This window comes from Devosia sp. XK-2 (genome assembly GCF_037113415.1).
Taxonomy (GTDB): Bacteria; Pseudomonadota; Alphaproteobacteria; order Rhizobiales; family Devosiaceae; genus Devosia.
Genome location: NZ_CP146608.1, coordinates 3052981 through 3071058, shown reverse-complemented (window position 1 = coordinate 3071058; position 18078 = coordinate 3052981). Strand labels below are relative to the sequence as shown.

Annotated in this window: 17 protein-coding genes; 8 read left to right on the top strand and 9 right to left on the bottom strand. The window is 62.7% G+C overall.

What is annotated here, in order from left to right; all coding sequences use genetic code 11:
• Positions 1-124: 124 nt before the first annotated feature.
• The 3 genes from V8Z65_RS15100 to V8Z65_RS15090 all read right to left on the bottom strand — a co-directional run bounded on the left by V8Z65_RS15100 (position 125) and on the right by V8Z65_RS15090 (position 5791).
• A complete protein-coding gene (locus V8Z65_RS15100) occupies positions 125-1699 on the bottom strand; it encodes a DUF882 domain-containing protein (protein WP_338724041.1) in 1575 nt (524 codons plus the stop codon).
• A 411-nt stretch (positions 1700-2110) separates the two neighbouring features.
• Positions 2111-3808, bottom strand: a complete 1698-nt coding sequence (locus tag V8Z65_RS15095) for a L,D-transpeptidase family protein (RefSeq protein ID WP_338720979.1) — start codon at positions 3806-3808, stop codon at positions 2111-2113.
• Positions 3809-4024: 216 nt separating this feature from the next.
• The gene (locus V8Z65_RS15090; protein ID WP_338720978.1) at positions 4025-5791 is read right to left on the bottom strand and encodes a sigma 54-interacting transcriptional regulator; all 1767 of its coding nucleotides are present in this window, start codon (positions 5789-5791) and stop codon (positions 4025-4027) included.
• Positions 5792-6212: 421 nt separating this feature from the next.
• On the opposite strand from V8Z65_RS15090, the gene V8Z65_RS15085 reads away from it, so the two are divergent.
• The 8 genes from V8Z65_RS15085 to V8Z65_RS15050 all read left to right on the top strand — a co-directional run bounded on the left by V8Z65_RS15085 (position 6213) and on the right by V8Z65_RS15050 (position 14129).
• Entirely contained in the window at positions 6213-7685 is a 1473-nt protein-coding gene (locus tag V8Z65_RS15085) for a benzaldehyde dehydrogenase (protein ID WP_338720977.1), read from the top strand.
• 23 nt (positions 7686-7708) lie between these two features.
• Complete coding sequence (locus tag V8Z65_RS15080) at positions 7709-8476, top strand: coniferyl-alcohol dehydrogenase (protein ID WP_338720976.1); 768 nt, start codon at positions 7709-7711, stop codon at positions 8474-8476.
• An 11-nt stretch (positions 8477-8487) separates the two neighbouring features.
• Entirely contained in the window at positions 8488-9375 is an 888-nt protein-coding gene (locus V8Z65_RS15075; RefSeq protein ID WP_338720975.1) for an alpha/beta hydrolase, read from the top strand.
• A gap of 66 nt (positions 9376-9441) precedes the next feature.
• Positions 9442-10773, top strand: a complete 1332-nt coding sequence (locus tag V8Z65_RS15070; protein WP_338720974.1) for an ABC transporter substrate-binding protein — start codon at positions 9442-9444, stop codon at positions 10771-10773.
• A 3-nt stretch (positions 10774-10776) separates the two neighbouring features.
• Complete coding sequence (locus tag V8Z65_RS15065; RefSeq protein ID WP_338720973.1) at positions 10777-11523, top strand: ABC transporter ATP-binding protein; 747 nt, start codon at positions 10777-10779, stop codon at positions 11521-11523.
• Positions 11520-12245, top strand: coding sequence for an ABC transporter ATP-binding protein (locus V8Z65_RS15060; protein ID WP_338720972.1), 726 nt, complete (start codon positions 11520-11522; stop codon positions 12243-12245). The genes V8Z65_RS15065 and V8Z65_RS15060 overlap by 4 nt, the downstream gene beginning before the upstream one ends.
• Positions 12238-13170, top strand: a complete 933-nt coding sequence (locus tag V8Z65_RS15055; RefSeq protein ID WP_338720971.1) for a branched-chain amino acid ABC transporter permease — start codon at positions 12238-12240, stop codon at positions 13168-13170. The genes V8Z65_RS15060 and V8Z65_RS15055 overlap by 8 nt, the downstream gene beginning before the upstream one ends.
• Entirely contained in the window at positions 13167-14129 is a 963-nt protein-coding gene (locus tag V8Z65_RS15050) for a branched-chain amino acid ABC transporter permease (RefSeq protein WP_338720970.1), read from the top strand. The genes V8Z65_RS15055 and V8Z65_RS15050 overlap by 4 nt, the downstream gene beginning before the upstream one ends.
• 51 nt (positions 14130-14180) lie before the next feature.
• Here the strand turns inward: V8Z65_RS15050 and V8Z65_RS15045 are convergent, their stop codons facing one another.
• From V8Z65_RS15045 to V8Z65_RS15020, 6 genes are read right to left on the bottom strand one after another with little or no spacing between them, the layout of a single operon-like run.
• Positions 14181-14630, bottom strand: coding sequence for a hypothetical protein (locus V8Z65_RS15045; RefSeq protein ID WP_338720969.1), 450 nt, complete (start codon positions 14628-14630; stop codon positions 14181-14183).
• Positions 14627-15016, bottom strand: a complete 390-nt coding sequence (locus V8Z65_RS15040) for a cytochrome c (protein WP_338720968.1) — start codon at positions 15014-15016, stop codon at positions 14627-14629. Before V8Z65_RS15040 ends, V8Z65_RS15045 begins: the two co-directional genes overlap by 4 nt.
• A 50-nt stretch (positions 15017-15066) precedes the next feature.
• Entirely contained in the window at positions 15067-15606 is a 540-nt protein-coding gene (locus V8Z65_RS15035; protein WP_338720967.1) for a methylamine dehydrogenase light chain, read from the bottom strand.
• Between the two features lie 32 nt (positions 15607-15638).
• On the bottom strand, positions 15639-16238 hold the full coding sequence (gene mauD, locus V8Z65_RS15030; protein WP_338720966.1) for a methylamine dehydrogenase accessory protein MauD: 600 nt from the start codon (positions 16236-16238) through the stop codon (positions 15639-15641).
• Between the two features lie 22 nt (positions 16239-16260).
• A complete protein-coding gene (locus V8Z65_RS15025) occupies positions 16261-16794 on the bottom strand; it encodes a MauE/DoxX family redox-associated membrane protein (protein WP_338720965.1) in 534 nt (177 codons plus the stop codon).
• Positions 16791-17951, bottom strand: coding sequence for an amine dehydrogenase large subunit (locus V8Z65_RS15020; RefSeq protein WP_338720964.1), 1161 nt, complete (start codon positions 17949-17951; stop codon positions 16791-16793). The genes V8Z65_RS15025 and V8Z65_RS15020 overlap by 4 nt, the downstream gene beginning before the upstream one ends.
• Positions 17952-18078 lie beyond the last annotated feature (127 nt).

Sequence of the window (18078 nt, the reverse complement as noted above, 5' to 3'; positions counted from 1 at the left end):
GTTTATCTCTGTTTAGGCGCCATGTGGGGCCTTGGCAATGGCGGCCGCCTGCATGCGACGAAGGGCCTCCGCGCTTGTCGGGCCACATTCAGGCTTTTGCGGGGCAAACGCTTTGGCGGGCGCGTTAGTTGCTGGCCAAAGCCAGCGGCGCGGTGCGCGTGAAACGCGAATGGTCAGGAACCGGTTCGGTGTCCGCCACGCCCTTGACCAGCACGTGACGTCCCATTTCCGGGGTCGGGTCGAAGTCGGCTTCGTCACGGTCGAAGATTACGGCATAGCGGGTCGATGTCATGGCTGCCGGATCGATGAAGATATCGGCGACATGCTCGAGATCAGGTGCGACCAGATCGGGCCGGCGCATGGCGTCGGGGGCGGGGCGACTCGCAACATGCCGGGCCAGCGCCTGCGCAAGCGGGGTGGGCTCGGTAGCGTCGGTGGCGCTGAAGGTGCCGTCGAACAGGCCGGCGACATTGCCACCCAACGATGCTGTCTGAATGCCGGCAGCGGGCCGGAGTGGCGGCAGAATGGGCAGGCGGGTGGCAGGCGATGGCGGATTGGCTGCGGCCGTTCCTTCAATGATCATTTCAAGGGCGCGCTGCGCGTCCGAGTCCGCCCGCGGGCTGGCCGGGGCATAGGCCGTCAGAATTTCGGCAGGCGGGTCGGTCATGATGACCCGGGGCGTGGGCATGGTGGGTGCCGTCAGCGCGGCCAAGGCGGTGACCGCGGCGTTTTCCCGCAGATCGGCCGGCATGGAAACGGGCATGGTCACCGCCACGCGTTCGTCCAGGCCCAGTTCTTCCAGGGTCAGTGGGGCGCTGCCATTGGTGGAGAAAGGCATTGTGGTATCGGTCACGGAGGCGACCTGCAATTGGCTATCGCCCAGATCGGTGGGACGCGGTTCTGGCATGACGGGGGAGACGGCGGTGGATCGCTGCGGGGCGAGCGCGGCGGTTTGCACCCGTGCGGCCGGCGCGCCGTCATCCTTGCCGCCGAACAACACGTCCATCAATGTGCGGCCGCTGCCGCCCGAATTGCTGGCGACCTGGGTGCCAGAGGTCGAGCCATTGCAGGGATAGGCGTGGCAGCGCTTCCACTCGGCCAGGGCGACCTGGTAACCCTGCTGGGACAGGGGCTTGCCATCGGTGGGCACATGCATGGTCTTGCCGTCAGGGAAGATTTCCTTGAGCTGGGCGCGCGTCATGCGTGGCCAGGCGCGGACCGAGCCGGTATCCAGATGCACGAAAGGACTGCCGGAGGTGGGATAATAGCCCACGCCGCCGACCTGCTTCTTCATGGCTACGGCGCGCAGCTTGGCCAGCGGGATGCCGGGAATGAAGAAGTCCATGGCATTGCCGCGCATATGCTGGGAATTGTCGGCAACGCCGGAGGACTTGGCCGCCAGCATGGCATTGGTGGCGGGCGAACGATAGGCCGAGACGATATTGATGGGCTGGCTGCCCCCCACTTCCTGGTAGACCTCCCAGACCAGGTCGAAAAGGCGCGGGTCCATCTTGGTCGGCTCGTTGCGCCGCCAGTCGCGCAGAAACTGGTTCAGCTCATTAAGGCCCGACTGGACATATTGCCCATTGCGCTTGAAGACGATGCGCGCGGTTTCCTTGGTGTGGGTATAGTAGAGATAGAGCGCGCGTTCGGTCGCGGCCTGAACCGGTGCGGCCGGCAGCAGCGCGGAAATGCTCATGGCCGCAGCGACAAGACCGCGTGCGACACCCCGCCAATTGATCAACCCCAAGACCGTCACGCCAAACTCTGCCCGGCTTACTCGTCAGATAATGGTGGGACATTAGCGTCCAAATCGCACGATTTGATTAACGCTAACCAGATGTGAACTGACCAAAGAGCCCCTCACGATCCTGTTATTACGAGCAAAAGCGGGCACAACCAAGGCGAAATTGTTACCTCGATATTAACGGATGGCCGCCGGGGACGCAGCTCGGTCTTTGCATCGTTTTCTGGCTGGAAGGGAGGCGAGGCCAATGGGCGGGCATCATAGGGGGATTAAGCTCACCCAAACTAGCGCCGCAGGAGCGTTGGCCCGAGCTCTGCCGGCCTCTCCCAGAAGGGGAGGCGGCAGGGCCTTTGGACTTGAGGGCTATGGCGATAGTTCGTCGGGCACGGTCTCGGCTTCTGCCACGATGGCCGGCGGCGGGGCGGTATCGAGCCCCATGGCGGCAATCAGCTTTTCATTATGGCCATAGACATCGCCAAAGGCGCGGATCGTGCCGTCTTCGTCCACGCGCAGGGTGAAATAGGCCAGATGCACGGGAATCTGGCGTTCCGGGTTTACCCAGCGTTCGGAGGACCCAAACATGGCTTCAAGCGAGGCGCGCGAAATATTGGGCTCATTGGCCATCAGCGCATCGGCAAATTCCATGGGATTCTGCACGCGCACACAGCCATGGCTGAAAGCGCGATAGGTGCGCGCGAAGAGCGATTTGGACGGGGTGTCGTGCAAATAGACGTCGTGCTTGTTGGGGAAGAGGAATTTGATCTGCCCCAGGGCGTTGCCGGCACCGGGGCGCTGGCGGACACGGAACGGGAAATTGGAGGACGAGACCTGGCTCCAGTCGACCTGCCAGGGGCTGACCGGGCTGCCATTATAGAGCAGGTCCATATTGTGGCTGTCGGTATAGCCTGGATTGCGCAGCACGGCCGGCGCGATTTCGCCGCGGATGATCGAGGCTGGGACGTTCCAATAGGGGTTCACCACCAGATGGCGAATATTGTCCGAGAAGATCGGCGTCTGGTTCTTGGTGGTCCCGACCACGACGCGGGTCGTGTATTCTTCCTGGCCATAGCGCAGGATGGAGAGACGGAATTCGGGAATATTCACAAACACGGTGAAATCGCCCAGATCGGACGGCATCCAGCGCCAGCGTTCCATATTGGCAATGATGTCTTCGCGCCGCGTGGCGGCACCGCCATTGAGCGCGGCAATCGTCGCCGGGCCAATAATGCCATCGACTTCAAGCCCCTGGCCTTCCTGGAAGGTGCGGATAGCGTCGACGGTCAGTGCATCGTAGAGATTGGAGGTTGAGGCAGCAAGCTTGAGCCGGTCGCGAATGGCGGGCAGGCGTCCGTCGGAATTGCCCGGCCGCAGTACCGGCCCCTCGCTGATCGGCGTCGGCCGGACGGCGGTGGACTGCTCGAAATCGGCCAGGGCCGCTTTGAGAGCGAGAAATTCAGGGTGCCTGGGCTCGAGTTCGTTCAGGATCGCGGCCGGATTCTTGCTGTCGGCCAGGCGCACCAGCAGGGCGGCCTCGTTGATCGGCTTGGGCTTGATATCGAGCAGGGGGCTGATCGATTGCGGATCTATACGGCCATTATGAATGTGGTTGGCGTAGCGCATGGCTGCGGCGGAGAAGGCCGTTTCCAGTGTCGCCAGGGCAATGCTGTCGCCCTTGAGCTTATCGGGCGAAATCGAGGGCGTCAGATAGTCGGCAGGGTCGAGGCCCTCGCTGGCGGCGTTCTCGAACAGGTCGATGATCTTGTCTGCTGCGGGAGAAAAGACGACGACGCCCTTGCTGTCCTGGGAAAGCCAGATGGGTTCGAAATGCCGCTCGCCATAGAGGAAATAGAGGCGCTGGGCCTCGTCATGGGCGCGGGTGTCGGGACGTGCGCCATAATAGGCGGCGGAGAGGCCGGTCTTGATGGTGCGGGCCAGATCGCTCTGTGGCGGGGCGATCACGACCGGGCTGGCCTCCAGGCTTGCGACCTGTTGGGCAAACGTCACCGGTACCGTCGCAGTGACGGTGAGAAGGGCGACCAGACTGACCAGAACCTTTTGCATTATTGCTCCTGACGGCGTCACGACCGGCCAGGAACAAATCGAATCCGATCTGCCCGGGCCCGCAGCTGTAATTTCAATACTCTGCAAACCTTAACAGGAGCAATTGCTCGCAGATTCGTGAGCCGGCGCTGTGGCGGGCCTGCAACGGTGCGTGAATGACGTCAAGCAGCCAGGCCCTGGCGGCGTCGGTGCGAGGCCGCACTTAGGCGGCGCCGGTCAGGGCATTTTTGCCCTAATGCCGAGCTTGGTCAGGCGATAGTCGAGACTGGCGCGTGTCAGCTTGAGTTCCCGCGCGGCCGCCGAGACATTGCCGTGGTTGCGTTCGAGCGCGGCAAGATAGGCGGCGCGCTCTATATCCTCAAAGGATATGGCGGCGTCCGGCAGGCGGCCGGCGGCGTGTTCGGCAAATGGCTGCTGATCCAGTCGTCCATCCTGCGACAGGCGCACCGAAAAGGGCGGTAATGGTTCGGAGCCGCTGAACAGATGCATCACGTCGATATGCCCGTCATTGTCGGCATAGACGGTGCCGCGCTCGATCAGGTTCTGCAGCTCGCGAATATTGCCCGGATAATCATATTTGAGCAGCGCTTCGGTGGCCCGACGGGTAAAGCCGTGGATTTTTCGGCCATGGCGGTCCGAATAGAGCTTGAGGAAATGCGCCATCAGCAAAGGGATGTCGTCGCGCCGCTCACGCAGCGGGGGGATCGCCACGGGGAAGACGCAGAGGCGGAAATAGAGGTCCTGGCGGAAGCGTCCCGCCGCCACTTCCTGGGCCAGATCGACATTGGACGCGGCCACGACGCGCACATTGACGGGGATGGTCCGGACGCCGCCGACGCGCTCGATCTCGCGTTCCTGCAAGGCTCGCAATAGTTTGCCCTGGGCCGAATAGGCGAGAGAGGCGACCTCATCGAGAAACAGCGTGCCGCCGCCGGCCCTTTCGAAATAGCCCGCGCGGGAGCTGGTGGCGCCGGTAAAAGCGCCCTTGTCGACGCCGAACAATTCCGATTCCACCAGATTGTCGGGAATGGCGGCGCAGTTGATGGCGACGAAGGGGCCATCGGCGCGGCTGCTCATTTCGTGCAATTGGCGCGAAAACAATTCCTTGCCGACGCCGGACTCGCCGATGAACAGAACCGTTGCGTCGGTGGCCGCAACTTTTTGCAGCAGGTGCCTTGTGCGCACAAAGCTGGCCGAAACGCCGACGGCCACCTCGCCATCATCGGGGGTGACCTGCGCAGTTTCGGAAGTCTCCGGCGCCTGCTGGAACGCAGCATAGGTCCTGCGGTTCTTCCAGGTCAGGCCGAAATATTCCCGCTCCGGCGCGTCCTTTTCCCAGGCCTCGGCATTTTGCCCGACGACCGTGCAATGCTTGGCGCCCATGCCGACGCATTCGACTTCGCGAAAGATCACCGGCTTGCCAAAAAGCTTGCTGGTATAACCCGATGGATAGCCGGTCTGCAGCCAGCAGACCGGCTGGGTGGATATGCCATAGCTGGCCAGGTGCTCGGCGGCCTCGGACGAATCGTCCCACAGGAATTCACCGAAATAGGTGCCCTTATTGCCGTCGAACTCGAAATGCTTCGTCGTCACCTTGACGAAGCCTTCGAGCGTATGGACGCGCGGGCCTGCAGCGAGCGCGTGGGTCAGGTCTTCATTGGGCCAGCGCTTCTGGATCAGTTCGGCATCGCGTACGCCTTGCATATAGCCGATGCGCATGAACATGGCGCGCGCCGTGTCAGTCCCAAAGGCGTCGATGATCTCCTCGCGCATCCGTCCCAGCACGGAGGACTGCATCAGCACCACCCGTTGATCGTTGAGCCAGATGCGCCCGTCGCCCAGGGCGAAGTGCAGGACCTCGGTGAGATCCTCGAAAGTGGGGGCCGCGCCGGTTTCGAGCTCGCTGCTTTTGCCACGTGTCAGGATGCCATCGGCCTGGCGCGATGCTTCGGCCAGCGAAATCAAGCGGTCTGGCGTTTTCATTTCACGTCTCCCCTCGTGGCAAGGATTCACTATTTCATGAATAATGGCCAGCACGTTTCATGAAATCCGAGAAGGCCCTACGCTGGTTTTGCGGATTTGATCTGTTCATTGCCTCGCTGCCGGCCGTGCCAAAGTCCTGAGATCAAACAAGTTTGTCTGGTCCCGACCTTGTCTGGAGGGCGTTTGGCACGGGCTTTGCAGTCTGGTCGGCAAGCCCGTTTGAGGAAACGGGCGTGGGAGGACATCGACCGATACGGTCTGTGACAAGCCAAGGCGGCAGGCGGAAAAACCGCTTGTTCGTCAACGCTATCGGCTTGCCTGAAAGGCGAGATTATCACCACGCCCCGCTCCTCCTTCGCGGCATCCGGCCTTGGGCCGGGTTCAGAAGCAAGCCGCTTGCCGGCACAAGGAGGAGCACGACGTGAACATTCAAAGCCCCAATTTCATCGCCGTCGAACGGTGGAGCGGCAAGGCGCTGTTCAGCGACTGGCAGACGACCGGCGCTGGCGCCATTGAAGTGCGCGACCCGGCCACCGATGCGCTATTGGCCAGTGTTGGCCTTGGCGGACCTGCCGATATCGCCCGCGCCGCTGCCGAGGCCAAACAGGCCCAGCGCGCCTGGGCGAAAACCCTGCCCACCGAGCGAGCTGCCATTCTCAACAAGGCCGCCGACCTGCTGGTGGCCAATGGCGAGGAACTGATCGGCTGGATCATGCGAGAGAGCGGCTCGATCCAGCCCAAGGCGAGCATCGAAATCGAGCATGGCGCGCTGTTCATCCGTCATGCCGCTAATCTCGCAACCCAGCCGACGGGTCTGGTTCTCTCCGGTTTCGACGATCGCACCAATTATGCCAAGCGCGTCCCGCATGGCGTCGTTGGGGTGATCTCGCCCTTCAACTTTCCGCTCGTGCTCTCGGTCCGCGCCATTGCCGCAGCACTGGCGCTCGGCAATGCCGTGGTTCACAAGCCCGATCCGCGCACGGCCATCAGCGGCGGTATCATTATTGCCCGCATTTTCGAGGAAGCGGGCTTACCCAAGGGCGTGCTGCAGATCGTGCCGGGTGGCGCCGATGCCGGCGAGGCCATCTGCACCGATCCCAACATCGCCATGGTGTCGTTCACCGGCTCAGCGCGTGGCGGCTCGAAAGTGGGCGAACTTTGCGGCAAACACCTCAAGAAGGTGCAGCTTGAACTGGGCGGCAAGAATGCATTGATCGTGCTCGACGATGCGGACCTCGACGTGGCCGCCTCCAACGCGGCCTGGGGCGCCTTCCTGCATCAGGGGCAGATCTGCATGGCCACTGGGCTGATCCTGGCCCAGGAAACCGTCGCCGAAGCGCTAACCGAAAAGCTTGTTGCCAAAGCTGCCCATCTGCCGGCAGGCGATCCTTCATCGGGCCGTGTCGCCTTGGGGCCGATCATTTCGGACGGGCAGGTCGCCACCATCCAGGCCATTGTCGACGACGCCGTTGCCAAGGGTGCCAAGCTCCTGGCGGGCGGCACGCATGACGGGCGCTTTTACGCCGCCACTGTGCTTGATGGGGTCAGGCCCGGCATGCGCGCCTTTGAAGAGGAAATCTTCGGGCCGGTCGCCTGCATCGTCCGCTTCGGTTCGGACGAGGAAGCCATCGAAATCGCCAATATGTCGGATTACGGCCTGGCTGCCGGCGTGATCTCGGCCGCCTCCGGCCGCGCCCTGGCTTTGGGCGAACAGCTCAATGTCGGCCAGCTCCACATCAACGACCAGACGGTCAATGGCGGCCCCTTCGCTCCCTTTGGCGGGCGCGGCAAGTCCGGCAATGGCAGCCGTATCGGCGGCCCGGCCGATATCGAGGAATTCACCCAGTGGATGTGGATCTCGGTCAAGGACCAGGCCACGGCCTATCCGTTCTGACCGCCATCCAGGAGAGAATGATCATGAACCTTTCAGGAAAAACCATTGTCGTCACCGGCGCCTCTTCGGGCATTGGTGGAGAGGTGGCGCGCCTGGTCCGCTTTTCTGGCGCCCGCGTTATCGGCGTGGACCGCAATGACCCGCTCATCACGCTGGACGGCTTCGTGAAGGCCGATCTCGGTGATCCTGCCAGCATCGATGCTGCGATTGCGGCGCTGCCGGATCGTTTCGACGGTCTGGTCAACGCGGCCGGTGTTCCCGGCACCGCCGACAAGGATCTGGTTGCGCGGGTCAATTATCTCGGTCTGCGTCACCTCACGGAGGGTGTCGTGGGGCGGCTGGTGCCGGGTTCGTCCATTGTCAATTTTGCCTCCGTGCTTGGCGGCGAGTGGCAGCAGCGGCTGGACTTGCACAAGGCGCTGGCGACCACCGGGAGCTTTGCCGAAGGCGAAGCTTGGCTAGCGGCCAATCCCGTGCCGCAGGAAACCTGCTACCAGTATTTCAAGGAGGCGCTGATCGTCTGGACGTTCGCCCGGGCGCAGGAGCTGTTCCTCAAATCCGACCTGCGGATGAACTGCGTCGCACCGGGTCCGGTCTTCACCCCGATCCTCGGCGACTTCGTCACCATGCTTGGCGAAGAGCGCGTCGCCAACGATGCTCCGCGCATGAAGCGACCCGGTTTCGGCGATGAAATCGCGCCACCGGTGACATTCCTTCTGTCCGATGCCGCCCGCTGGATCAACGGGATCAACCTGCCGGTCGATGGCGGGCTCGCATCCACCTACATTTGAGGAAGCGGATCATGTCCAGGGAACAGCTCGATTTCATCCTGAAAGTCAGCGCCGAAAATCCGCCGCCACCCAATGCCGGTCCGCCGCAAATGCGGGAATGGTTCGAGGCCATCAACGCCCAGACGCCAATCGCCGACGGCGCAATGATTGAAACCATTTCCGTGGGGCCATGCCCGGCGGACCTGATCCGCTTGCCAGGCAGCGACAAAAACCGGCTGGTGATCTACTATCACGGCGGAGGCTTTCTCTTCGGCTCACCCCGCTCGCACCGCACCATTGCCACGCATCTGGCCAGAACCGGCGGCGCAACAGTGCTCAGCGTCGATTACCGGCTCGCGCCCGAACACCCGGCGCCCACGGCTCACGAGGATGCCTATGCGGCCTATCTCTGGGCACTGGACCACGGTTATGCCCCGGCCTCCATCGTCCTCAGTGGCGACTCGGCCGGCGGAAACCTAGCGCTGGCGACGGCAGTGCGGGCGCGAGATAGCGGTGTGCCACTGCCGTCTAGTCTCGTGCTGATGTCGCCAGCATTGGACTTGGCGAGCGAGGGGGAATCCCACCGCAGCCAGGCCGATGCCCCCTTGGTCAATCGTGGCCTGATGGACCTCTTCAACGCTGTCTATGTCGGCAGCGGAGACCTGCGTTCGCCTCAGGTAACGCCGTTTTACGGCGATGTGTCGGGCCTGCCGCCGGTGCTGGTGCATGTGGGCTCCTGGGAATTGCTGCGCGACGACAGCGTTACGCTGGCCGAGCGCATCAATTCTTCGGGCGGCAATGCCGAACTCAAGGTCTGGGACGGCATGTGCCATTCCTGGCAGCTCTTCGCACCGATGCTGGAGGAAGGCATGGCCTCCATTGAGGAGGCCGGCGCCTTCATACGCCACCACACAGCCTGACATTTCGATTGCAGCGAACCGGTTGGGAGGCCGGTTCGCGTGCTGCTCACATCCAGGGAGGGAACCATGAGCATCCAAAAGACCTTTAGCGGCCACGGCGTCACGCGGCGTCATTTCATCAAATCGGCAGCGGCCATTGCCGGTGGTGCCGCCGCTGCGCTGGCCATGCCTGCCGGCGTCCGCTCGGCCTTTGCGCAGGGAGACGAGGTTGTCCGCGTGGGTTTTGTCGGTCCGCGCTCCGGTCCGCTGGGCGTCTTCGGCGAAGGCGATGCATTCCTCGTCGAACAGTTCAACCGCCATATGGCCGATGGTGTTCAAGTCAGCGACAAGCGTTTTGGCATTCAGCTCATCTTGGCCGACACCCAGTCCGATCCAGTGCGCGCCAGCCAGGTCGCCAAGGATTTGATCAATGGCGAGGCCGTGGATCTGATGCTGGCCTCTTCGACGCCGGAAACGGTCAATCCCGTGGCCGATGCCTGCGAGGCGGCCGGCGTGCCCTGCCTCAGCACAACCGCACCCTGGGAGTCCTTCTATTTCGGCCGCGGTGCCAAGCCGGGCGAGCCATCGCCGTTCAAGTGGACCTACCACTTCTGCTTCGGGGTGGGCAATTTCGCCACTCTTTATGCCGATCAGTGGAGCAAGGTGGAAACCAACAAGAAGGTGGGTGTGCTCTTGCCCAACGATGCCGATGGCAATGCCATTCGGGGTCTATTGCTGCCGGAACTGGAAAAGGCCGGTTTTACCATGGTCGATGCCGGCCCCTATGAAAACGGCACGGCCGACTTCTCCACCCAGATCAATCTCTTCCGCGACGAAGGCTGCGAGATTTTCAACACCTTCCCCTTCCCGCCGGATTTCCCGGTGTTCTGGCGTCAGGCGGCGCAGAAGGGGCTCGCCCAGCAGATCAAGATCTGTCAGCTCGCCAAGGCTGGGTTGTTTCCGGCCGAACTGGAATCGATGGGCTCGCTTGGCTATGGGCTGCATGCCGGCGCCTATTGGCACAAGCTCTTCCCCTTCACCTCGCCGGCCACCGGAATGAGCAGCCGCGTCATCGCCGAAGGTTACGAGGTGAGCGTGGGCAAGCAGTGGAACCAGCAGGTGGGCGCCAATGCCTCGCTGCTCGATGCCGCTGTGGCCGCGCTCGCCAGTTCGGGTAATCCCAAGGACAAATCGATGCTGGCGCAAGCGCTGGCGGGGCTCAAGGCAGAAACAGCGGTGGGCCCGATCGACTTCACCAGCGGCCCGGTGCCCAATTGCGCCACCACGGGCCTGGTGGGCGTCCAATGGATCAAGGCTGCCGAAGGGCCCTGGGAATACGATCTCAACATCGTCTCCAATGCCGGTCATCCTTTCGTGCCGACCACCGCCGACATGACAGCCTACAGGGTGCAAGGCTGAACCATGGGCGCTGATCCGACGACTGCCCAGCCCATGCTCGCCTGCTCGGGCATCGACAAAAGCTTCGGCGCCTTCAAGGTGCTGAAGTCGGTCGATCTTGTGGTGGCCCCAGGCGAGGCGGTGGGCATTGTCGGTCCAAATGGCGCCGGCAAAACCACATTGTTCGGTGTTCTGGCCGGCGCGCTCCGCGCGTCGGCCGGCACCGTCCGGTTTGCCGGTGCCGAGCTGACCGGCACGGGTGCTGCGGCTAGGTGTCGGTCGGGTATCGCCCGCACGCATCAAGTGCCCAGGCCCTTTCTGGGGCTTTCTGTTTATCAAAACGCCCTGGTGGCCGCGCAATTCGGGGCTGGCCTTTCCGGGCGTGCCGCCGAAGACAGGGTCGCCGAGGCGCTGGAGCGATGCGCCTTGCTGCACCACGCCAATCGGCCGGCCGCAGCCTTGGGATTGCTGGATCGCAAGCGCCTGGAACTGGCCCGAGCGCTGGCAACCGGGCCTCGCGTCATCCTGCTTGACGAGATTGGCGGCGGACTGACCGAAGCCGAGCTCAATGTGCTGGTGGCCCTGGTCGGCCAGCTCAGGGCCGATGGCGTCACCATCGTGTGGATCGAGCACATTCTGCATGCGCTTGTCCGGGTGATCGATCGCCTGGTCTGCATGAGCGCGGGCGAGGTCATTGCCGAAGGACATCCGGATGCCGTGATGGCCGATGCGGAAGTGCGGCGGGCCTATCTTGGGGGAGGCGGGGCATGAGCGTGCTGACCGTGGAGCGGCTCGTGGCCGGGCATGGATTGCTGACTGCAGTGAGGGAGGTGTCTTTCGACCTTGCTGCCGGTCAAGTACTCGGGGTCATCGGGGCCAATGGCGCTGGCAAAACCACATTGTTCCGGACGATCGCCGGAGTTCACCGGGCGGAGGCGGGCAGGATTATGCTCGAGGGGCTGGACGTGACCGAGCACGCCCCGTCCCGGCGGGTCGCCGGCGGCATTGCAATGGTGCCCGAGGGGCGCCGCCTGTTCGCGGACATGACAGTGAAGGACAATCTCCTGGTAGCGGGAGAAAACGGGCGCCGGGGCAGTTGGACGCTCGATGGCGTGGTGGATGCGCTGCCTTTCCTCAAGTCCCTGCTCCATGTGCCGGCCGGGGGGCTTTCCGGCGGGCAGCGGCAAGCGGTCGCCATCGGCCGGGCACTGATGAGCAATCCGCGCGTACTGCTGCTCGATGAGGTCTCATTGGGCCTTTCGCCAGTCGCCATTGAAGGGCTCTACGAACAATTGGCCGGGCTCAAGGCCAAGGGCGATACGGCAATGATCGTGGTGGAACAGGATCTCGACCGGGCCATGGCCTTTGCCGACCGCGTCATCTGTATGCTCGAGGGCCGCGTCGCGCTCGAGGGGGTGCCTGGGGCTCTAGGCAAACAGGCCGTTACCCAGGCCTATTTCGGGCTCACCCAGAAAGAGACCATCCATGCTTGACGCATTGATTCAGGGCGTATTGCTCGGCGGATATTACGCCATCCTCGCTGCCGGATTATCGCTGATGTTCGGCGTCATCCGCTTCATCAACCTGGCCCATGGCGACCTGGCCATTTTTGGCGCCTATCTGGTGCTGTTTGCCGTTGAAGTGCTCGGACTGCCTGTATGGTGGGCCGTTGCTGCGGTCATCCCGGTTATGGCGGCGCTGGGCTGGGTGCTGCAGGCGACACTTTTTGCGCGCACGATCCGGGGCGGTTTCCTACTGCCCTTGCTCACCACTTTCGGGCTCGGCGCCGTGCTGCAGAACGGCATGTTCGGGCTGTTCGGCTCGGATACGAAATCGCTGGGCAATCATATCGGCAGCCTGTCCTGGGCGAGCTGGCAGCTACCGTTCGGCATCAGCGTGGGCCAATTGCCGGTCATCACCTTCCTCGTCGCAGTGGGGGTTCTGGGGACATTGCAGCTCGTGTTGAGCTTCACCAGGCTGGGGCGGGCCATCCGGGCGACCGCCAGCGATCCCGAAGCGGCCGAGCTTTGCGGTATCGATGCGCGCGCCGTGCACCGTATGGCCGCAGCCATAGCCGTGGCCCTGGCCGGTCTTGCGGGAGCCTTTCTGGCCATGCGTGCCCAGATCAATCCCTATGCCGGCCCGGCGCAATTGATCTTTGCCTTCGAGGCCGTGGTCATCGGCGGCATCGGCTCGCTTTGGGGCACTTTGGTAGGCGGTATTGTTCTGGGCGTTGCACAAAGCTTTGGAGCGACCATTTCCGCCCAGGGCTTCCAGCTCGCCGGGCATCTGGTGTTCCTGGGCGTTCTGGGTGCCCGGCTCTATCTCGCGCATAGCCGCAATCTTGGTGGCTGGCGGAGCCTATTGAAGATGCCTGCGTCGCCATTGAAACCTGCAACCAGTGAGGGCCGGTCATGACCACTGATGCTTTCGAGCGCCGGACCCGTTCGGGCCGCCTGACGGTGGGGGCCGCCGCAGTTGTTCTATTGGTGTTGGCCCTGCTTCCGGGCCTGGCCAGCGGCATTGTGATCGACAAGCTCACGACCTTGTTCATCTATGTACTCCTGGCCGTCATGTGGAACCTGTTGGCCGGCTATGCGGGGCTGGTTTCGGTCGGCCAGCAGGCCTTCTTCGGCATAGGCGGCTATCTGGCGCTAAGGCTGGTGGATGCCGGGGTCACGCCCTATCTGGCGCTGTTCATGGGGGCCTTGGGGGCGGGCCTTGTTGCTGTCCCCATCTCCACTTTTGCCTTGCGTCTCAAGGGCGGCGAATTTGCCATCGGCACCTGGGTTATCGCCGAGGTGCTGCGCATCGTGGTGATGTTCGACCCGCTGGTGCAGGGGGAAACCGGCACGTCCCTGCTGGCGCTCAATGCCCTCGATCCCGACCTCAGGCGCAATTTCACCTATTGGCTGGGATTGGGCAGTATGGCCCTGGTGCTCGGGGCCACCTGGTGGCTATTGCGCAGCCGCATCGGCGTGGCCGCGCAGGCCATCCGCGACGATGAGCAGGCCGCTGCCTCTATCGGCATCGAGGTCATGCGGATCAAGCAGATCATCTTCGTGCTGGCCGCCTTCGGCTGCGCGCTGGCCGGAACGATCTGGCTGGCCAGTGCCATCACCTTCCTGCCGCGCACCAATTTCGGGGTGCAGTGGACGGTCTTCATGCTGTTCATGGTGCTGGTGGGCGGACTTAAGACCTTTGAAGGCCCTATCATTGGCGCAGTGATTTTTTTCCTGTTGCAGGAAATTTTCGGCGATCTGGGCGTGTGGTATCTTAGTGGCCTTGGGGTCATCGCGGTGGGATTTGCGCTCTATCTCCCCAATGGGCTCTGGGGCGCTTGGCGGCAGCGCATGGGCATTGCCCATCCGTCCTGATCGCCGGCGGCATGGCGAGGTGTTCTCGCTCAATGGGCTGTGCCAGCTCATTCAGGGCCAGGGATAGTCGGCCACGACGTAACCTTGAGCCTCCAGAGCAGCGGCAAGTTTGCGGCGATAGGACACGACATTGCCTACGTTCTGCGATCTGAGGCGGGCGACCTCTTCGGCGGTGAAAGGCATCCATGGATCGGGGCGAGAGGCGCCGGCGAAATTGTCCATAATGTAGTTCAGGAGGTCCGCGGTTTCCTTGTCGGTCAACCCGGAATTGATCACGCCGGGCACATGGAGCAAATATCGCCGCGTGTCCTCCTCGCCACCGAATACCCCGACCTTGCCGACAAAATCGGGAATGCCTGCGCTGGGTAGGCCGGTTCCATCGGGGAGATGGCAGCCGACGCAGCGCAGGACATAGTTGACGGCAGCGGGGCGTTCGGCCGCTACGGCCGGCGCGGCAAACAGACTGGCGATAGCGAGCGTGCCGATGAAACGAAGAATCATGGGGAAGCTTCCTTGCGCTGGGCGCGAAGTTCGGCGTGGGAAAGCGGGGCGGCACGCGCCGCGGCAAAGGTATCGAGGGTGAGATCGGCGTCCAGGCCGTTGAGCTCGTTGAGCACGTAATCGGCCACCGCCTGCATCTCGGCATCGGTCATCCAGTCCTGCGGCGGCATGGCGAGGCCGATAAAAGTCTGCCCGCCGGCAGAGATGGTGCCCGTCAGGCCGCCCACCAGAACCCCAGCCAGATAATCGGGACTGCGGGGGCCCAGATTTTCCCAAAGCGGTCCGTCGATCAGCGGTGGCGCAAGGCCGGGCTGGCCGACGCCACCCAATTGATGGCAGCCGCTGCAATTGTCGATGAACAAGGCCTGTCCGGTATCATCTGCCATGGCTGGCGCTCCCAGGAGCGCCAGCAGGAGGGTCGGGATGGTCCCAAATTTCATTCGGCCAATCCCACCACGATCGCGACGGTGCAGTGGATGCCTTTGTTGTCATTGGCCTGGCACCAGCTCGATTCGCTGGCCAGGCCCATGAGATAGCCCGGGCGATCCCCTTCCTGGCGCGAGCAGCCTTCGCCACATCCGCCGCCCTTGCCGCAGCAGTCGTTGTAGGAGACGAGATAGTCCTTGTCGTCATTGGGATTGCGACACGTGCCGACCCAGGCGACCTTGGACGGTTGGGTGCCTGGAGGGCACTGGGTTACGGAACCGCCGCACTGGCTACAGAGCGAGCCATGCAGGGAACAATAGCGCCAGTATTCGCAATCCTCGGGCAATTCATCGGGTTCGCCCAAGCCGCGGGCATAAGCGAGGCCGTTGGAATTGTCATAGGGCAGCATGGGCAGGATAGTGCCACCCACCAGGGCCCAGCCGGCTTTTTGCAGGAAACTGCGGCGACCGGCGCGATGGGCAATGTTGCGGGTGCGGTTCTCGGCGGCGTCATCCATCCAGCCGAGCAATCTGTCGATCATTTTAGCCATGACGGCTCTCCTTGATTTGGGCTGTGCGGGGGCTAGTGCTGAACCGCCGGCTGCTGGTCGATGTAGGATTGGATCGAGGCAACCTTCATGTCATAGGCATTGAAGAGGCTGTCGAATTGCTCGCGGCTATTGATCAGGCCCTTGGCGCGGATGGTCCCGTGCTGGTCGAAGAGCACCGCGTAGGGCAGGCGGGCGACGCGATAGGCCAGACCCAGTTCGGTCGAGACGACATAGGGGTAATCGCCGAGCTTAGCCGTTTCGATGAAGCGCTCGTGCTGGGCCTTCTGTCCGTCGCTGGCCAAAACCACGTCGAGCCAGTGCGACTCTGCCTTGCGTACCGAGTCGATGACGGGCAGCAGCTTCTTGCAGACCGGACATGTGGGCGAGAGGAAGAAAACCAGCGTGGCCTTGCCTGGCTTGGGGCCGAGATTGACGGTGCCGCCGGTGAGGCTGGGCAGGCTGAACAGCGGCGTCTGCTGACCGACTTCGGGACCAGAGTCGTTGACCAGGGCGCCCATGGGTGAGACGCGCTCGAAGAGAACGCCGACCTGGCGTCCCAGGGCGAGGAGGCCGACGGTCAGCGCGATGACCAGGGCAAAGAGGATGGTGAGGGCAAAATAGACAAGTGTCATGGAAAAAAACTCCGAAACGGCGTCAGCGGGTGAGCCGGGCGAGGGACGCATTGGACAGGATCTGTTCGATGAGGAGGTAGGCCACCCAGAGCGCAAAGCCCGAGACGATAGCCGCCACGGCATCGGCCGGCCCAAGCGATCCCATAGGCAGGGCCGTGGCGAGAAGACCGAAGGCGGCGAGGAGACCGTTGCGGGCGACCAGTGCCCAGGAGAGGGGTTGCGCGGCACCGCCACAGCCGCATTCGATGGTGATGCGACCCCGACGGATATTGACGGCCATGGAGTACCCATAGAGCAGCAGCATTGCGACCGCGATGGCCAGGCCAAATGGCCGGCCAGCGGGGATAAATTGCAGCGCCACGGCCACGACCTCTGCCGCGACGATGCCATAGGAGACCGGGATCACAAGTGGTTCGGGCAGGAGCCGATAATCGGCGACGAAGCCGGTGAACTCGGTGAACTCGCCCATTTTGTGCCAGGCCGCCCGGGCGAAGATCAGGCTGATGAAAACCGTGAGCGCTGCGGCGACAAGGGAGGCAGGGTTCACCTCGATCATGGCTTGGCGACCAGGGTTGTGGCGAAGCCGCCCGCATCGTGTTCGGCTACCTTTTTGGCAACGAATTTGGCTTCTGGATCCACCTCATATTTGGTCACCAGACCCGTCTGCAGGCTGAGGCCAAATAGGGTTGGGACGGCGTCGTCGGTGGTGATGAGCGCGTTGAGGCTGTCCACCGGCGAGCGGTAGAGAAGCTTGCTATTCTCCAGGTCATAGGCCCAGATTTCTTCGGCGCCGTGGTAGTGCGAGCCGTCATGGCGGCCCGATGCCATAGGCACGAAGAGGATGCCATTGGGTTCGTTGTAGCTGACAACGGTATAGCCTGACGTGCCCCAATCGCCCTCAATGCCATCGGCAATCGGAGCGGTCGAAACTTGGGTGATCACACCGTCACCGTCAGAGAGGCGATGAACGACGCCTTTATAGGAAATAAAGAGCAGATCGCTGCCGGCCCGATCGAAGGACAGGTAGATGGGGTCGTCCTGAGGGTCGAAGATGACCTCGCTCTTTTCCGACTCGAAGCTCGTGCCGTCGGCACTCAGCGTCATGGTATTGAAGGTGCCGTCTCCGCATATGGTGGAATAGGCGTGGCCTTCCAGGGTCGGGTAGATACCGAAGCATCCGGGCGAGGGCACTTCCTGAACCACTTCGCCTTTCTCCAGATCAACTACAGTGACCGAAGTGGCCGGAGTGGCATTCTGGATATAGGCATATTTCTCGTCGGCGCTGAGCTGCATCAGGGCCGCATCGTCCGTATATTGGGTTACCTTGACGGGAAGCTGGATTTCCTTGGTCAGGGTCGCCGTATCGACGTCGAAGACCTGCAGCACATGCTCGCCCGTGCCTGAGCTCAGGCGGCTATAGAAGCCCGAAACCATATAGACCGTCTTGCCATCCCGGGAGAGCGCGAAATGGCTCTGGGCGCCGCCATTGACGGTTCCGACAAGCGAAAGATCGTCGGCCGAATAGAAGCGGACCAGACTCGGCCCGCCACCCCAGTTCTGTACGTTGACAAAAACTTTCGGGCCCGGATCAACGCGCTCCTTGGCCGAGAGCGTCTCGGGAACAAAAGTGTCGTCCTGGGCCCATATGCCGGCCGGGGCGGCAAGCGCGGCCAGCACGGCCGTGCATGTCAGGACCGAGATTTTTTTGACCATCGTTATCTCCTTCTTCGCGGAGACGGCAGAACAACAGCCCAATCGATGCAGCGAAATCCGATATCGAAAAAGAATATGCACATATTATGAGCACATTTTTGCGTTGCTCTCTTTTTGTTCGAAGGGT